This window comes from Roseobacter weihaiensis (assembly GCF_020622345.1).
GTDB lineage: Bacteria > Pseudomonadota > Alphaproteobacteria > Rhodobacterales > Rhodobacteraceae > Roseobacter > Roseobacter weihaiensis.
Map to the genome: position 1 here is coordinate 1 of NZ_JACNMO010000020.1, position 13,930 is coordinate 13,930.

Genomic DNA, 13,930 nt, shown 5'->3' on the forward strand with positions numbered 1-13,930 from the left:
TATGGAGATCAGCCATGACAGCGATTGAGATCATAAACGGTCGTCCCGAGAGCGGCGGCTACAAGGTGGATGTGTCCCGCGGTGGGCACAATGGGCGTGTGTCTTCCGAATGGTTTTCCCGGCCCGATGACGAGAAGTACCTCTCGCTCTCGGACCTCTACGCTTCGGTGAAGGGCCGCGCCGTGCGGAGCAAGACGAGGACGGTCGAAAGCGCCGCGATCCGCGTCGAGGCCCATCCCGACGAGCCGGAGAAGCTCGCGCTCGTTCTGCCCGATGCGGACGCACCCGTCGCGCCCACACATTGGAGCTTCGGACAGCTTGCAAGCCTCGTCGGCGCGCCGGCAGCCTATCTGCGTCAGCTTCCGGCGCCGCTCGCGGGCATCAACCTGCAATACGGCCTCACCAACCACCGCGCCGAACAGGTGAAGACGATGGAAGTTGCCAATGTCCGAACGGAACTGCGCGCCGTCACCGGCCCTGACTATGGCCGGATCTACGATCACGAGCTCGTTTCCGCCGTCCAGCGCATTGCAGGCGACGGTGTCGGCGACACGCGCTGGAAAGTGCCGGGCGTGCTCGACTGGTCGACGGGCATCTACAACCCGATGGTCGATGTCACCAAGGACACGACCACGCTCTACGCCTCGGATCGCGATGTCTTCCTCTTCCTGGTCGACGATTTGAACCCGATCGAGGCGGGCACGCTACCTGACGGATCGCCCGACCTCTTCTTCCGGGGATTCTATTGCTGGAACTCGGAGGTGGGCGCGAAGACGCTCGGCATCGCCAGCTTCTATCTCCGCGCCGTCTGCCAGAACCGCAATCTCTGGGGCGTGGAGGACTTTCAGGAAATCACGATCCGGCATTCCAAATATGCCGCCAATCGCTTCGCGCATGAGGCGGCTCCGGCGCTGGCCAACTTCGCCGACTCCTCGCCGCAACCCTTCATTCAAGGCATTCGCTCCGCACGCGAACGGATCGTCGCGCGCAGCGACGAGGACCGCAACGACTTCCTGCGCAAGCGCGGCTTTTCGAAAGCGGAGACCGGCAAGATCGTCGAGACCGTCCTTGCCGAGGAAGGTCGCCCGCCCGAGACCGTGTTCGACTTCGTCCAGGGCATCACCGCCGTCGCCCGGTCCAAGCCGCAGCAGGACGCGCGGCTGACCATGGAGACCCGCGCCAAGAAACTGCTGGAGGCGGCCGCCTAGACGCCGCCGCTCTGCGCCCATCTCGAGAGCCTGTTCCCGGTCCATCGCTTCCTGAGAGGAAGAGGTGGGCCGGGATTTTCGTGACGGGTCTGGAGGTCAGAGAGAGTCTCGTGACCGCCCGTCGCGGAGAAGTCCCATGACGAAGTCCAAGAAAATCACCCTCAGCGCCTCGCGCGACATTCCCTTCAACAAGCTGATGCTCAGCCAGTCCAATGTTCGCCAGATCAAGGCCGGTGTCTCGATCGAAGAGCTGGCCGAGGACATCGCCCGGCGCACGCTCTTGGCGAGCCTCACCGTCAGGCCCGTCCTCGACGAAGATGGCGCGGAAACTGGCATGTTCGAAATCCCGGCCGGCGGCCGGCGCTACCGCGCGCTCGAACTGCTCGTGAAGCAGCGTCGTCTGAACAAGACTGCGCCCGTGCCGTGCATCGTGCGGACCGAAGGTCTGGCGGAAGAGGACAGCCTCGCCGAGAACATCCAGCGCGCGCCGCTGCATCCGCTCGATCAGTTTCGCGCCTTCCAGGCGATGCGCGAGAAGGGCAAGAGCGTGGAGGAGATCGCCGCGGCTTTCTTCGTCTCGGTCAATGTGGTCAAGCAGCGCCTCAAGCTCGCATCCGTCTCCGACATCCTGCTGGAGGCCTATGCCGAAGAGGAGATGACCCTCGATCAGCTCATGGCCTTCACGGTCAATCCCGACCATGAACGCCAGGAACAGGTCTGGGACGCGCTCAAGCAGCACTATTCCAAGCAGCCCTATGAAATCCGCCGCATGCTGACCGAAGGCGCCGTACGCGCCTCCGATCGCCGGGCGCAATTCGTCGGTCTCGACAATTATGTCGAAGCGGGCGGCGAAGTGCTGCGCGACCTCTTCCAGACCGACGATGGCGGTTGGCTGCAGGATGCCGCGCTGCTCGAGACCATGGTCACCGAGAAGCTGAACGAGGAAGCCGAGGCCATCCGCGCCGAAGGCTGGCATTGGATCGAGGTCGGCACCGACTTTCCCTATGGCCACACCTACGACTTGCGGCGTATCCGCGGCGAGGCCGAGCCGATGAGTGACGACGAAGAGAAGTCCTACGAGGCGCTCAAGGCAGAGTATGAGAAGCTCGAAGACGACTACGCCGAAGCGGACGAACTTCCCGAGGAGATTGATGAGCGGCTCGGCGAGATCGAGACGGCGATGGAGGCGCTCCAGAACCGTCCCATCCGCTTCGAGGCGGAAGACTATGCGATCGCGGGCGTCTTCGTCAGCATCGACGGCTCCGGCGGTCTGCGGGTCGAACGCGGCTATGTACGGCCCGAGGACGAACCGGTCGACGAAACTGACGAGTCCGACGGCGACGCATCGGCTGACACGGAAGTCGCGGATGTGATCGACTACGACGGTACGGAAGCGCAGCAGGTCGACGAAGACGAAGATGACGACGGCACCAAGCCGTTGTCGGATCGCCTCATCTGCGAACTGACCGTCCATCGCACGATGGCGCTGCGAGATGTGCTCGCGAACGATCCGCAACTGGCGATGCTCGCCTGTCTGCACGCGATGGTCCTGCAGCTCTTCTACCACTACGGCCAGGACAGCTGTGTCGAGATCAGCCCGCGTTCCACCCAGTTCGGATCGCAAGCACCGAAACTTGACGAGGCGGCCTATGTCCAATCGATCGACCTTGGGATCGAGACCTGGGCGGGTAATTTGCCGAAGCAACCGGAGGACCTGTGGGATGCGCTGACCGGATGGGACACCGACAGCCGCGACGCTCTCTTCGCCCATTGCGTGGCGATGACGGTCAACGCCGTGCAGGAACCGCACCACCGCAAACCGCGGCAGATTGCGCATGCAGACATCCTCGCATCGACGTTGGACCTCGACATGGTGAAGGCGGGCTGGGCACCGACGGCGGACAGCTATCTCGGCCGCGTGACCAAGGCGCAGATCCTCGCCGCAGTGCGTGAGGCGAAGGGCGACAAGGACGCCGACCGGATCGCCGGGTTCAAAAAGCCCGACATGGTCGAAGCCGCCGAAGAACTGCTGGCGGGCACGGGCTGGCTCCCGCAGCCGCTGCGGACGGCCCCGGTTGCGGAAGACCTCGACGAGCCGGAATTCGAGATCGTCGATGACGGGGATATCACGTCGGACGAACCGGCAGTCGAGAACGACGAAGAGGCGGTCGCGCTCCAAGCCGCCGAGTGAAGAGCACGAAGACAGGCGTTCGGCGGCCCTCGGCCCATGGTTCGGTCCACCCGATTAGGTGATGATCGAACTGTCGCCAAAGCCGCCTTCGCCCACTTTCGAGCAGTTGGCGACCACCAACCGAGGGAGACGCTCCCCCAACTCCCTCGCCCTGGGGCCTGTCGGACGCGGCAGGCCCTTTTTTCTGCGCCTCAATCGGGAGAGAAACATGGATAGCCCCGCCACAGACCTATCGCAGAAACTCAGCCGCGAGGCCGAGGCTGTGTGCCGCCAATACCTTTCTAACGGTAGAAAACATGGCCACTACTGGGTTGTCGGCGACGTTGACAACACTCCTGGCCGCAGCCTCTATGTCCGGCTCACCGGGCCGACCCGCGGCAAGGGCGCGGCCGGCAAATGGACCGATGCGGCCACAGGCGAGCATGGCGATCTGCTAGATCTCATCGCAGCCAATCTGAACCTCACAACACTCCGCGAAACCCTCGACGAGGCGCGGCGCTTCCTGAGCTTGCCGCGTCCAGAGCCACCTGATCAGCAACTCCAGGCACCGGCAACGCGTGGATCGCCAGAAGCGGCACGACGCCTTTGGGCGATGGGCCAACCGATCGCGGGCACGTTGGCGGAGCGCTATCTCTCCGCACGCGGATTGACAAACCTTCGAAGCGTGAGCGCGTTAAGGTTTCACCCGAACTGCTACTACTGGCGAGAAAGCACCCACGGCGACAACAAACCCGAAGCCTGGCCCGCCTTACTCGCGAAAGTCATCGACACTTCCGGAACCCTCACCGGCGTTCATCGGACTTGGCTTGATCCGCAGACAGCCGAAAAGGCTCCGCTCGATCCCAACCGCAAGGCGATGGGCAATCTGCTCGGTCATGCCGTCAGGATCGGATCACCGGCCAACATTCTCGCTGCTGGTGAAGGTCTGGAGACTATGCTCTCGCTCAGACTGGCACTTCCCGGTCTGCCGATTGCAGCGGCGCTATCGAGCAATCATCTCGCAGCGTTCGATCCGCCGACCGATCTCCGCCGCCTCTATGTCGCCATCGACAATGACGAGGCTGGCCAGGCGGCCTTTGACGCACTGACCGTTCGCTTCGAGGACAGTGACCTGCACCTCCTGCCGCTGCGACCCATGCTGGACGATTTCAACAGCGATCTCCGGAAATGCGGCATCGACGAGATGCGCAGCCATTTGCGTCCCCAGCTCTTGCCGGTCGATGTTCCGGCAATCCTCGCGGTCGAGACCGACTGAAGCAGAGAACCGGTCTCGTCAACTGGACAGGCGGAATGAACCTCACGCCACAGAGCCGCGCCTGACGGCCTTCCCGAGAGGGGCAAGCCGGAGCCGAACCCGCCCGGTCCGGCAATGGCTGCGGCGACACCGTTTTCCGCCGCCGGGCGAGCCCGGCTTTGCATCGCGATCCAAAACGGCGCCGCCTCCGCCATCCTCCGCTGACGCTCCGGCCGACGCAGACATGGGGTCCCCGCGAAGTACCACTTCGTGGGGAAATGCGTCGGTGCAGGCCCGGCCGCGTCCCGCTTTCCGTCGCCCATGAAGGCCGCGCGAGGCGCGGTCAGCGACAAGGAGGCCCATTGCCCATGACCCTGCACGAACCTGACACACGCTCCGCCACAGCCCTCGTCCTCGACGAGTTGCAGCTCTTCGGACACCGACCGTTTGCCGACGAGCCCGATCCGCGGCCACTGCCAGACGCCAGCAGCGTCGAAGGCGCGATCGCCGACATCTTCGACGCGCTTGTCGTCGCTCTCGGCGACACGCGGCTCGAACCCGATCTTGAAGACCTGCTCTGGTCGATCGCAAACGTCTTTCATCGCATGGCGACCCACATCGATCGCAAGCTCGACGACAATGAACAGGCGCAGCGACGCGCGCAGCGCAGCCAGGACGGGTCCGAAGTCCGCTCGGTCGAACTGGAGCTCCTCATTGCCGAAGGTCTCACCCTCACTGAACAACGCAATGCCTATGAGGGCATGCGTGATCTGGCCGCCGAGCATTTCGAGGCGCATCTCGGACAGACCTGGCATCCGCGCTCCGGCAGCCACACCAATCGCAAGCACATGACCGCCGCGATGATCGACAGCCGCGACTATCTCGATGCCAAGCGCAAGTCAGAACTCGAACCGTTGCTTCCCACAGGTACTAAGATCGCCTTCACTGGCGGACAGGACGTGGGCGACACCGGTGCCATCTGGGCGGCACTTGATAAGGTGCGCGCCAAGCATGACGACATGGTACTCCTGCATGGTGGGTCGCCCAAAGGCGCGGAACGCATCGCGGCCTGCTGGGCCGACAATCGCAAATGCCAACAGATCGTCTTCAAGCCGGATTGGACGCGCCACGGCAAGGCCGCGCCGTTCAGGCGCAACGATCAACTCCTGGAAACCCTGCCGATCGGTATGATCGTGTTCCCGGGTTCGGGCATCACCGACAACCTTGCCGACAAAGCCAAAGTGCTGGGCATCCCGCTCTATGATTTCCGCGCAACGAAAGGCGGATCGTCATGACCCGTGATGCGTATATCGCATCGCGATGCGCCACACGGGAATATTCCGCGAACACCGCGGATATGCTATACTTTATTAGTGCCGTGGCGGTGGTGGAGGCGCATCCCATGAGAGGAGACCGCCCATGTTCGTATCAGCCTTCCTAAGTGTCATCGGCCTCGGCTTCCTCGTCTGGGTGTTGTTCGCACTCGCTGTCTACGCGCTGCCCGCCTTTGTCGGGATGAGCGTCGGCATGTATGTCTACGACACCGAGGCGGGCGTGATCGCGGCATTCGTCGCAGGCATGTTCGCAGCCGTCTTCACTTATCTCATCGGCCAGATCGTCTTCGCCAAGGTCCGGTCCGTGCCCATCCGTCTCGCCATCGGCGCGCTCTTCGCGGCGCCTGCCGGCGTCGCCGGTTTTTCCGCGATCAAGGGCCTGTCGCAGATCGGGGGTGCTTCCGAAACTTGGACACTGGCATTCGCGATCATCGGCGGGATCGTCACCGCTGGCACCGCCTGGGTGCGGATCGCAAGCCTCGCCGGCCCCATCGGCGAGGATGATGGGCAGCAAACAGACGCCATGCAGGCGAGTTCGTTCGCGAACGATCGCTGAAACCTCACCATTTCCGAAGACCCGACATCACGGAATGGCGCAGGTCAGGTTAAAGTTCGGACGCGAGCGGGCGGCAGAACGCGTGTGATCTCATTCGATGGCTTCATCCAGTCACAACACATATCGAACACCGCCAAAACCCGTTGAGAAGAAGCATTCTCGCGTTTCTGGACGTGCTCAACGACAACACCGCTCTGCGCCGTTCTGCACGCTAGAGCCTGTCTTTCCCCGATCGACATTGCCGGTGGATTGCCCGGTCCGAGGGTGGCCGTCATTTTTCATCCCATGCCCTCGTCACCCGCGTCCGTCACGGCCTCTCAATGGGCTGATCTGACCGAGATCGGCTGACGCCTCGACCGCCTCAGCCGCAACGCCGGGTTCGGACTTTCTTCCCCTGGGCTTCGCCCATTCCTCGCGGGACGACCCCGACGGGTCCAAGAAAGTCCACCCCCCGCGTCCTCCGCATGCGCTGCGGGCCAAGGGCTGCGTCGGCGGATCGTCCCGGTCCTGACGATCGCCATCGAGACCGCGACGGGCGCGGGATCGAAACCCAATAGGAGAAATGACATGGCCACCATCGGAACCTTCAAGAAGACCGGCAACGAATACGTCGGAGAAATCGTCACCCTCAACGTGCAGGCGCAGAACGTCCGTATCGTCCCCGAGGAAAGCACCTCCGGCGAGAACGCCCCCTCCCACCGGGTCTTCGTCGGCCGCGCCGAGATCGGCGCCGCCTGGTCGAAGCGCTCAAACGAGAGCCGCGACTATCTGAGCCTCAAGCTGGACGATCCGAGCTTCACCCAACCGATCTACGCCAACCTCTTCGATGACACGGTCGTCGAAGGCGGCGAGGAAACCTTCAGCCTCATTTGGTCCCGGGCGCGCCGCAAGAACGACGACTAAGCACCGCGACATCAGCCCCGCCCGGGAGACTGGGCGGGGCTGCATTGCTGGTAGAGGCCGCCGACCGCTCGGGCCCAACCCTCCAAAATAACGTGAGATGGTGAAGGTCGGCTTTGAACAAGTCTCGTGATAAGCTCATCGCATGACCGACAAGAAGAAGCCCACACATTCGTCGAGCACAAATCCGTACATCCCCAAGGGTGATGGTGATGAAGCCGTGCAGGCGTACATCTCCGCGATGCCCGGCTGGAAAAGTACCCTTGGCAAGCAGATCGACACAATCGTCGAGAACGCCTTCCCAAAGGTACGCAAGCAGGTGCGGTGGAACACGCCGTTTTACGGCAAGGACGACGGCTGGTTTCTGGCGATGTACTGCTACAAGAACTACGTGCAGATCACCTTCATGACCGGGTCTTCTCTCGATCCGGTGCCTCCCAAAGCATCTAAAGTAGAAGGCACTCGGTATCTGGACATTCACGAAGATGACGTACTCGACAAGGCGCAACTTGCAGACTGGGTTCGACAAGCCCTGACGCTTCCGGGTCAGCAGCTTTAGGGCGCTATTCAAATCAACAGGAGGAACGGCAGCGATGTCCCGCGTTGCCGTCAATTCAGCAGTTCATTTATCAACGACGTTTTGGCTTTCGCCTCGGTCTTCCAACAACGCAGATGGCTCCACGTCTAGTGCCTGCGCGACATGCCAAAGCGTCACGATCGTGACGTTCTGCTGACCGCGCTCCATCGCGCTGACATGTGCGCGATCAATACCCATTTTTACCGCAAGCGCGGCTTGGCTCATGTTTGCTTGAGTCCGGTAATGCTTGAGATTGTTACCAAATGTGTGACGGATATCCATCCGTCGACAAAGGCCTATCGCGTATTTTAGTGCGACGCGCTATAATACGCGGAACGGCAGGCGTCGGTGTGAACCGACAGCGGGAAAACGACCGTTCAACTGTCGGATGGTTGCCAGCACAGGCTACAATAAGGCACTAACCAATGACACGGGTACGCGCTTGAGGGGGAAAGAAGTGACAAAAAAGAACGCCAACGACTTTGCCGATACTCCCCCCACAGGCACTTCCGTCACCGACTATGACCGGCGGCATCTCATGCTCTATACGCGATTGCTCGACGCAGAGGCGGACGGCGCACCGCTGGATGAGATTGTCCGAATCCTGTTCGGCGTCGATGCGAGCAATGATCCGGAACGCGCCCGAAGGCTGCATGACGGGCACCTTCGACGCGCGCATTGGATGACCGAGAACGGCTATCGCGATCTTCTCCATTCGCAAGCCACCTGACAAGAATTCAAAGATGCAGTGATGCGCTCGGCGCATCGCCATATGCCACCTGTACCCCTACAAACGACGCGCGCATTGGATGACCGAGAACGGCTATCGCGATCTTCTCCATTCGCAAGCCACCTGACAAGAATTCAAAGATGCAGTGATGCGCTCGGCGCATCGCCATATGCCACCTGTACCCCTACAAATTCCCGTTTAGCGCGAGAATATTCATCGATCACCGGTCGCTATCCTGCACCGGCTTTTCGTTGGAGGTGCAGTCATGTCACAAAACTGGCGCAGTGAAGCCGACTACGATTACATCAAGGATCTCGACGCATCCGGTCTTGCTTGGGAGTGTCTGAGGCGCAATCCGCGCTATCGGAATGCCTTCGCAACCATGTCCGATGCCGAAGCGGCCGACTGGGGGTTGCGATTTCCCGGTCGATCCAGAGCTGCGCGCAACGGACGCGCGCCTCTATTGGAAGCCCACGGTCGCGCCCGCCGTTTCCGTCCTTGTGTCCGCCATATCCGATGAGCGAATGCCGTCGATCCGACTCGATCGCATCATCCTTCAAGTGCGACGGGGGCGTAACGGGAGGCATTGGGCCTGTCTGCGGACAGGCTTGGTCTTGGTGTCCGACAACTCGTTCGTCGCTGAAAAACCGCTCGGAATCCTGCTCCCGCTCGATCCCGATTGGTCCATCCGCATCGACACCGCGCAGCGTCTGAGAACCGTCTGGCGCGGTCGCAAAACGCCTTTTTGGTTCACGGATCAACGCCGACGTCGCATCGGTCATGCGCTGCGAACGACCGACGCGCAGCAAAGCGGTGCACATCTGCGCGACATCGCCATAGCCTATTTCGGAGCAGGTCGAATTGGCGCAGAACCCTGGAAAACAAGCGCCTTGAAGGCGCAGGTGGCACGTCTTGCAAGATATGGTCAGGTGCTCGTCAGCGACGGTTATCGTCAGCTGTTGCGCGGAAAGACAGCAGCCCGGTCGCAAGAATAGCTGCTTTCACGGAACCCTGACATGATGTTCGACATCCCATCAAATGACCAGATGTTGTCCGCTTTCGAGGGGTGACGATTTTCGCCCGACACCTTCGTCATCCCCCTCATGTCCACTTCTCCGCTTCTCTGGCCATCAGCCGTCCCTCGCATCCCGCGACGGACCCGCGATGACCAGAGGAGCCCCAAATGCCCGATCCGAATGCCGGCCTGCCGCCGCGCTATCTCAGAACCCCTGAAGCCGCCCGCTTTCTCGGCCTCTCCGGTCGGACGCTGGAGAAACACCGCACCTACGGCACCGGTCCGAAGTATTCCAAGATCGGCGGCCGTGTCGTTTACGCGGTCGAGGATCTGCAAGCCTGGGTCAGCCGTGGCGAGAAAAGCTCGACCTCCGACGACACGGGCGACACCGTCCTTCCGGCCAAACGCCATGCAGCAATCTCGCCGGCCTATAGCGGCGAGAAGCGCTCATGAGCACGCGCACGACCATCGAACTGACGTGGATCGAAGGGCGCATCGAACGCTGGCTGCGCTTCGGCCGGATCGCTCAGGAGACGATTCTGAGCCGATCGGTTCGCGTCGTCGGTGTCGATCCTGGCAGTATCTTCGCGTTCATCCGCTGGGCCGCGAACGACTATGGCACGGTCGAGAGTCGGATCGATATCTTGCAAGCCATCCGCCTCGGCGAGCGCTTTTCGACGGTGCCTTTTGTGACGCCCGGCGGAACGTCTCTCCTGCGGCTTTCCGGCTGGCCAAAGGTAGAAGCAGTGCTGCTCTGCATCGACCAGATCGAGGCCGAACACATTGCGCCGGAGGACGTCTGTCCGGATCACTGGCGCCACGTCCACAATCGCCTCACCTGCAATCTCGAGCCGCACCGCTACACGCCTTTTCGGCATGACGCCTGGCTCAAGAGACGGGCGCTGGCGGCATGAGACGCGCGCGCCCCTCGCTCCTCATCGGCAGCGCCGGTATCGCCTTGATCGCACTTTCGGCGATCATCCGCGCCAACCCTATCTTGGTCTGGAATGCGTCGGCCAGCGTGCCCATCGGCTTCTACGCCGTGCAGCCGCTCGACGCCCCGACGGTCGGCGATCTCGTCGTCTTGGAACCGCCGTCGCCGCTCGGCGACTGGCTCCTGGAGCACGGCTATCTCGGCGCCGACGTTCCTCTCATCAAGCATGTCGCCGCGCTTCCCGGACAGCGTGTCTGCCGCATCGGTGTCACCATCAGCATCGACAGCGAGACCGTCGCAACCGCCAAAGAACGTGACCGTTTCGACCGCCCGCTGCCGGTTTGGCAGGGCTGCCGTCTGCTGACCGACGATCAGATCTTCTTCCTCAATCCTGACACCGAGGCGAGCCTCGACGGACGGTATTTCGGGCCGCTGACGCGCGACACAATCCTCGGTCGTGCGGTGCCGATCTGGACGCGGGAGGGCTAACGCGATGGCCTTCCTTCTCCCTTACGGCCGTCGTCTCATCGCCGCGTCCGCGATCCTGATCGCGCTTTCCGGTTGCGCCAATCCGCCCGCCGCCGACGCACAGGATACGGTCCCGCGCTTCACGGATACCACCGCGCCGACCTCCGAAATCGACGCATATATCGCAGAAGCTGCCCAACGCTTCCGCATCCCCGAGCGTTGGATACGCGCTGTCATGCAGGCTGAAAGCGCGGGCAATGCGCGCGCCGTCAGCAGCGCCGGAGCGATGGGTCTTATGCAGATCATGCCAGGCACGTGGGCCGAGCTTCGTGCAGCCCATGGCTTCGGCTCGGACCCATTCGATCGCCGCGAGAACATCCTCGCGGGTGCCGCTTATCTGCGCCAGATGCACGACCAGTTCGGCGCGCCGGGGTTTTTGGCTGCCTACAATGCTGGCCCCGGACGGTATGCCGAGCACCTGCGGACCGGGCGCATGTTGCCGCGTGAAACGCGCCGCTACGTTGCAGTCCTTTCGCAGGAGCTTGGCTTTTCGGATGCAGCGCCGTTGCAGCTGGCGCGCACCGTTTCTGCAGGTCGGTGGCAAGCTGCGCCGCTCTTCGCACCCGTCACAGCTTCTCGTGAACCACAACGCGGAGCCGAACCAGACCGCACATCGGTCGATGTTCAGACCGCAGAAAACCCGACCCAGCCGAATTCACAGAACCACCAACCGAACCCGCTTTTCGTCTCCAGAACCGGGGAGCCTGAGCGATGATCGCACCGATCTGGCTCCGCCCCGTTCCGTCGTGCTGGTTCGTATGGAATGCGGCAGATGGAGGATTGCAGCCCAAATCAACGACGGGAGGGCAAGATAAAAGGCCGGACGCGCGGGGGCGCTACGGCGTTGTTGTTGTTGGGGTTTTTGCGTGCTGCACACTTGACTACAGTGCTGCATTCACAGCTATCCCTCTGATTCTACTTAGCTTTCACCGTGCCATGCCTGACTTTGGGGACACACGAACATGAGCCAGCGCGATAAAGACATCCGCATCAAACCGGGACGCATCCGTGACAAAGGCCCCTCGGCCAAACGGGCGAAAAGCTTAGTCGGACAGGTCATGCGCGCCGCGAAGAAGGCGGGGCATACCGGCAATCATTTCAGGACGAGCGGCAGTCGCGCTGGTCGGTCGACGTTTGGACGTGGACGCTTCGTGCGAGTCTCAAGAGGCCTCGCGCGAACGCAGCGCCGGGTTGTCGTGAATGCGCGTGTCGTCCGGCATCGTGGTCAGAAGTTTCGGTCGGCGCCCCTCGCCAAGCATCTCGACTATCTGAAACGCGAGGGCGTCGCCAAGGACGGTCGGGATGCGGCGATGTTCGACAAGGAGCACGACCAGGCCGACGACCGCGCCTTCGCCACCGGCACCGAAGACGACCGGCATCATTTCCGCTTCATCGTCTCGCCGGAAGACGCCGGACAGATGGAAGATTTACGCGCCTTCACCCGCGATCTCATGGCCCAAGCAGAGCGCGATCTCGGCACCGAGATCGACTGGGTCGCCGTCAATCATTGGAACACCGACAACCCGCATGTCCATGTGCTGGTGCGCGGCAAAGGCGATGACGGGAAAGATCTTGTCATCTCGCGTGACTACATCAGCCGCGGGTTGCGTGGACGGGCCGAAGAACTCGTCGAGCTCGAACTCGGACCACGAACCGAGAAGGAGATCGCCGCCGGCCTCGATGCGGAGGTGAAAGCCGAGCGTTGGACCGGCCTGGATCGCGCGCTGCGGTCTTACGCCGATGACACTCTCGGCGTCGCCGACTTGCGGCTCGGCGCACCCGATCTCGACAACAAAGACCTCAAGCGCCGGATGATCGGGCGCGCGCAAATGCTGGAACGGTTTGGGCTCGCCGAAAAACTCGCGCCCTCGGTCTGGCAGCTCAAGCCGGGCATGGAAGACACGCTGCGCGAGATGGCCGTGCGCGGCGACATCATCAAGACGATGCATCGGGCGATGGGCAGCCAAGCGCGGACACCATCCGACTTCGCCATCGAGGGTCAGCCGGACAATCCCGTCCTCGGCAAGCTGGTCGATCGCGGCTTGCACAACGAACTCTCGGGCGAAGCCTATGCGATCATCGACGGTGTCGATGGCCGTTTCCATCACCTGCGCTTCCGCGATCTCGATCTGACTGGCGACACGCCCGTCGGCGGGATCGTCGAGACGCGGAGCTGGGCCGGGAAAGATAGTGGGGCGCGACGCCTTGCGCTGGTCGGGCGGTCGGATGTGGCGCTCGAGAAACAAGTCGATGCCGATGGTGCGACCTGGGTCGATCGGCTGGCGCTCGCCAAGACCCGCGCGCCACTCGCGCAGCGCGGGTTCGGCGCCGAGGTCCGCGACGCTTTGGAGAAGCGGGCCGAACATCTGGTCGGACAGGGTTTTGCGACGCGGCAAGGTCAGCGCGTCACCTTCAACCGCGATCTCCTGAAAACACTGCGCCAGCGCGATCTTGACAGAGCAGCGAGCAAGATCGCCGACGACACCGGCCTGCCATTCCGAACGTCCGGTGACGGCGAGACCGTAGCGGGGACCTATCGCCAGCGCCTCGATCTCGCCTCCGGCCGCTTCGCCATGATTGACGACGGGATGGGCTTCGAGCTTGTGCCCTGGAAACCGCAGCTCGAAAAGCATCTCGGCCAGACCGTCTCGGGCACCGTCACGGCCGGTGGCGGCATCGACTGGTCGCTCGGTCGCAAGCGTGGCCTGTCGATCTGACCCGGA

At 62.5% G+C, this 13,930-nt stretch carries 16 protein-coding genes; 15 read left to right on the forward strand and 1 reads right to left on the reverse strand.

The window, feature by feature from the left end; all coding sequences use genetic code 11:
* Positions 1-14 precede the first annotated feature (14 nt).
* The 7 genes from H7847_RS18565 to H7847_RS18595 all read left to right on the forward strand — a co-directional run bounded on the left by H7847_RS18565 (position 15) and on the right by H7847_RS18595 (position 7,982).
* Complete coding sequence (locus H7847_RS18565) at positions 15-1,208, forward strand: DUF932 domain-containing protein (protein WP_227270975.1); 1,194 nt, start codon at positions 15-17, stop codon at positions 1,206-1,208.
* Between the two features lie 136 nt (positions 1,209-1,344).
* Positions 1,345-3,399 (forward strand): ParB/RepB/Spo0J family partition protein, encoded by a 2,055-nt coding sequence (locus H7847_RS18570; protein ID WP_227270976.1) that lies wholly within the window; start codon positions 1,345-1,347, stop codon positions 3,397-3,399.
* A gap of 208 nt (positions 3,400-3,607) precedes the next feature.
* Positions 3,608-4,654 (forward strand): DUF7146 domain-containing protein, encoded by a 1,047-nt coding sequence (locus tag H7847_RS18575; RefSeq protein ID WP_227270977.1) that lies wholly within the window; start codon positions 3,608-3,610, stop codon positions 4,652-4,654.
* Between the two features lie 347 nt (positions 4,655-5,001).
* On the forward strand, positions 5,002-5,928 hold the full coding sequence (locus H7847_RS18580; RefSeq protein WP_227270978.1) for a DUF2493 domain-containing protein: 927 nt from the start codon (positions 5,002-5,004) through the stop codon (positions 5,926-5,928).
* A 124-nt stretch (positions 5,929-6,052) separates the two neighbouring features.
* Entirely contained in the window at positions 6,053-6,523 is a 471-nt protein-coding gene (locus H7847_RS18585; protein WP_227270979.1) for a hypothetical protein, read from the forward strand.
* Positions 6,524-7,090: 567 nt separating this feature from the next.
* Entirely contained in the window at positions 7,091-7,426 is a 336-nt protein-coding gene (locus H7847_RS18590; RefSeq protein ID WP_227270980.1) for a DUF736 domain-containing protein, read from the forward strand.
* A gap of 142 nt (positions 7,427-7,568) precedes the next feature.
* Entirely contained in the window at positions 7,569-7,982 is a 414-nt protein-coding gene (locus H7847_RS18595) for a DUF1801 domain-containing protein (RefSeq protein WP_227270981.1), read from the forward strand.
* 63 nt (positions 7,983-8,045) lie between these two features.
* Here the strand turns inward: H7847_RS18595 and H7847_RS18600 are convergent, their stop codons facing one another.
* Positions 8,046-8,282 carry a helix-turn-helix domain-containing protein gene (locus tag H7847_RS18600; RefSeq protein WP_227270982.1) on the reverse strand — a complete coding sequence of 79 codons (237 nt, stop codon included), beginning with the start codon at positions 8,280-8,282 and terminating at the stop codon, positions 8,046-8,048.
* A 175-nt stretch (positions 8,283-8,457) separates the two neighbouring features.
* Here H7847_RS18600 and H7847_RS18605 point away from each other — a divergent pair, with 175 nt between their 5' ends.
* The 8 genes from H7847_RS18605 to H7847_RS18640 all read left to right on the forward strand — a co-directional run bounded on the left by H7847_RS18605 (position 8,458) and on the right by H7847_RS18640 (position 13,924).
* Positions 8,458-8,730 carry a DNA -binding domain-containing protein gene (locus H7847_RS18605; RefSeq protein WP_227270983.1) on the forward strand — a complete coding sequence of 91 codons (273 nt, stop codon included), beginning with the start codon at positions 8,458-8,460 and terminating at the stop codon, positions 8,728-8,730.
* Positions 8,731-8,995: 265 nt separating this feature from the next.
* The gene (locus H7847_RS18610; protein WP_227270984.1) at positions 8,996-9,250 is read left to right on the forward strand and encodes a transcriptional regulator domain-containing protein; all 255 of its coding nucleotides are present in this window, start codon (positions 8,996-8,998) and stop codon (positions 9,248-9,250) included.
* 97 nt (positions 9,251-9,347) lie between these two features.
* Positions 9,348-9,725, forward strand: coding sequence for a DUF2285 domain-containing protein (locus H7847_RS18615; protein WP_227270985.1), 378 nt, complete (start codon positions 9,348-9,350; stop codon positions 9,723-9,725).
* Positions 9,726-9,913: 188 nt separating this feature from the next.
* The gene (locus tag H7847_RS18620; protein WP_204412214.1) at positions 9,914-10,198 is read left to right on the forward strand and encodes a helix-turn-helix transcriptional regulator; all 285 of its coding nucleotides are present in this window, start codon (positions 9,914-9,916) and stop codon (positions 10,196-10,198) included.
* A complete protein-coding gene (locus tag H7847_RS18625; protein ID WP_227270986.1) occupies positions 10,195-10,659 on the forward strand; it encodes a DUF2840 domain-containing protein in 465 nt (154 codons plus the stop codon). Before H7847_RS18620 ends, H7847_RS18625 begins: the two co-directional genes overlap by 4 nt.
* On the forward strand, positions 10,656-11,168 hold the full coding sequence (locus tag H7847_RS18630; RefSeq protein ID WP_227270987.1) for a S26 family signal peptidase: 513 nt from the start codon (positions 10,656-10,658) through the stop codon (positions 11,166-11,168). The genes H7847_RS18625 and H7847_RS18630 overlap by 4 nt, the downstream gene beginning before the upstream one ends.
* 4 nt (positions 11,169-11,172) lie before the next feature.
* The gene (locus H7847_RS18635) at positions 11,173-11,922 is read left to right on the forward strand and encodes a lytic transglycosylase domain-containing protein (protein WP_227270988.1); all 750 of its coding nucleotides are present in this window, start codon (positions 11,173-11,175) and stop codon (positions 11,920-11,922) included.
* Positions 11,923-12,169: 247 nt separating this feature from the next.
* Positions 12,170-13,924, forward strand: coding sequence for a relaxase/mobilization nuclease domain-containing protein (locus tag H7847_RS18640; RefSeq protein ID WP_227270989.1), 1,755 nt, complete (start codon positions 12,170-12,172; stop codon positions 13,922-13,924).
* The last annotated feature ends 6 nt before the right edge of the window (positions 13,925-13,930 follow it).

Coding starts and splice junctions, on each gene's coding strand:
- H7847_RS18580 (WP_227270978.1), top strand. CDS start 5,002: ATGACCCTGCACGAACCTGACACACGCTCCGCCACAGCCCTCGTCCTC.
- H7847_RS18610 (WP_227270984.1), top strand. CDS start 8,996: ATGTCACAAAACTGGCGCAGTGAAGCCGACTACGATTACATCAAGGAT.
- H7847_RS18595 (WP_227270981.1), top strand. CDS start 7,569: ATGACCGACAAGAAGAAGCCCACACATTCGTCGAGCACAAATCCGTAC.
- H7847_RS18620 (WP_204412214.1), top strand. CDS start 9,914: ATGCCCGATCCGAATGCCGGCCTGCCGCCGCGCTATCTCAGAACCCCT.
- H7847_RS18630 (WP_227270987.1), top strand. CDS start 10,656: ATGAGACGCGCGCGCCCCTCGCTCCTCATCGGCAGCGCCGGTATCGCC.
- H7847_RS18585 (WP_227270979.1), top strand. CDS start 6,053: ATGTTCGTATCAGCCTTCCTAAGTGTCATCGGCCTCGGCTTCCTCGTC.
- H7847_RS18625 (WP_227270986.1), top strand. CDS start 10,195: ATGAGCACGCGCACGACCATCGAACTGACGTGGATCGAAGGGCGCATC.
- H7847_RS18565 (WP_227270975.1), top strand. CDS start 15: ATGACAGCGATTGAGATCATAAACGGTCGTCCCGAGAGCGGCGGCTAC.
- H7847_RS18600 (WP_227270982.1), bottom strand. CDS start 8,282: ATGGATATCCGTCACACATTTGGTAACAATCTCAAGCATTACCGGACT.
- H7847_RS18575 (WP_227270977.1), top strand. CDS start 3,608: ATGGATAGCCCCGCCACAGACCTATCGCAGAAACTCAGCCGCGAGGCC.
- H7847_RS18590 (WP_227270980.1), top strand. CDS start 7,091: ATGGCCACCATCGGAACCTTCAAGAAGACCGGCAACGAATACGTCGGA.
- H7847_RS18635 (WP_227270988.1), top strand. CDS start 11,173: ATGGCCTTCCTTCTCCCTTACGGCCGTCGTCTCATCGCCGCGTCCGCG.
- H7847_RS18570 (WP_227270976.1), top strand. CDS start 1,345: ATGACGAAGTCCAAGAAAATCACCCTCAGCGCCTCGCGCGACATTCCC.
- H7847_RS18640 (WP_227270989.1), top strand. CDS start 12,170: ATGAGCCAGCGCGATAAAGACATCCGCATCAAACCGGGACGCATCCGT.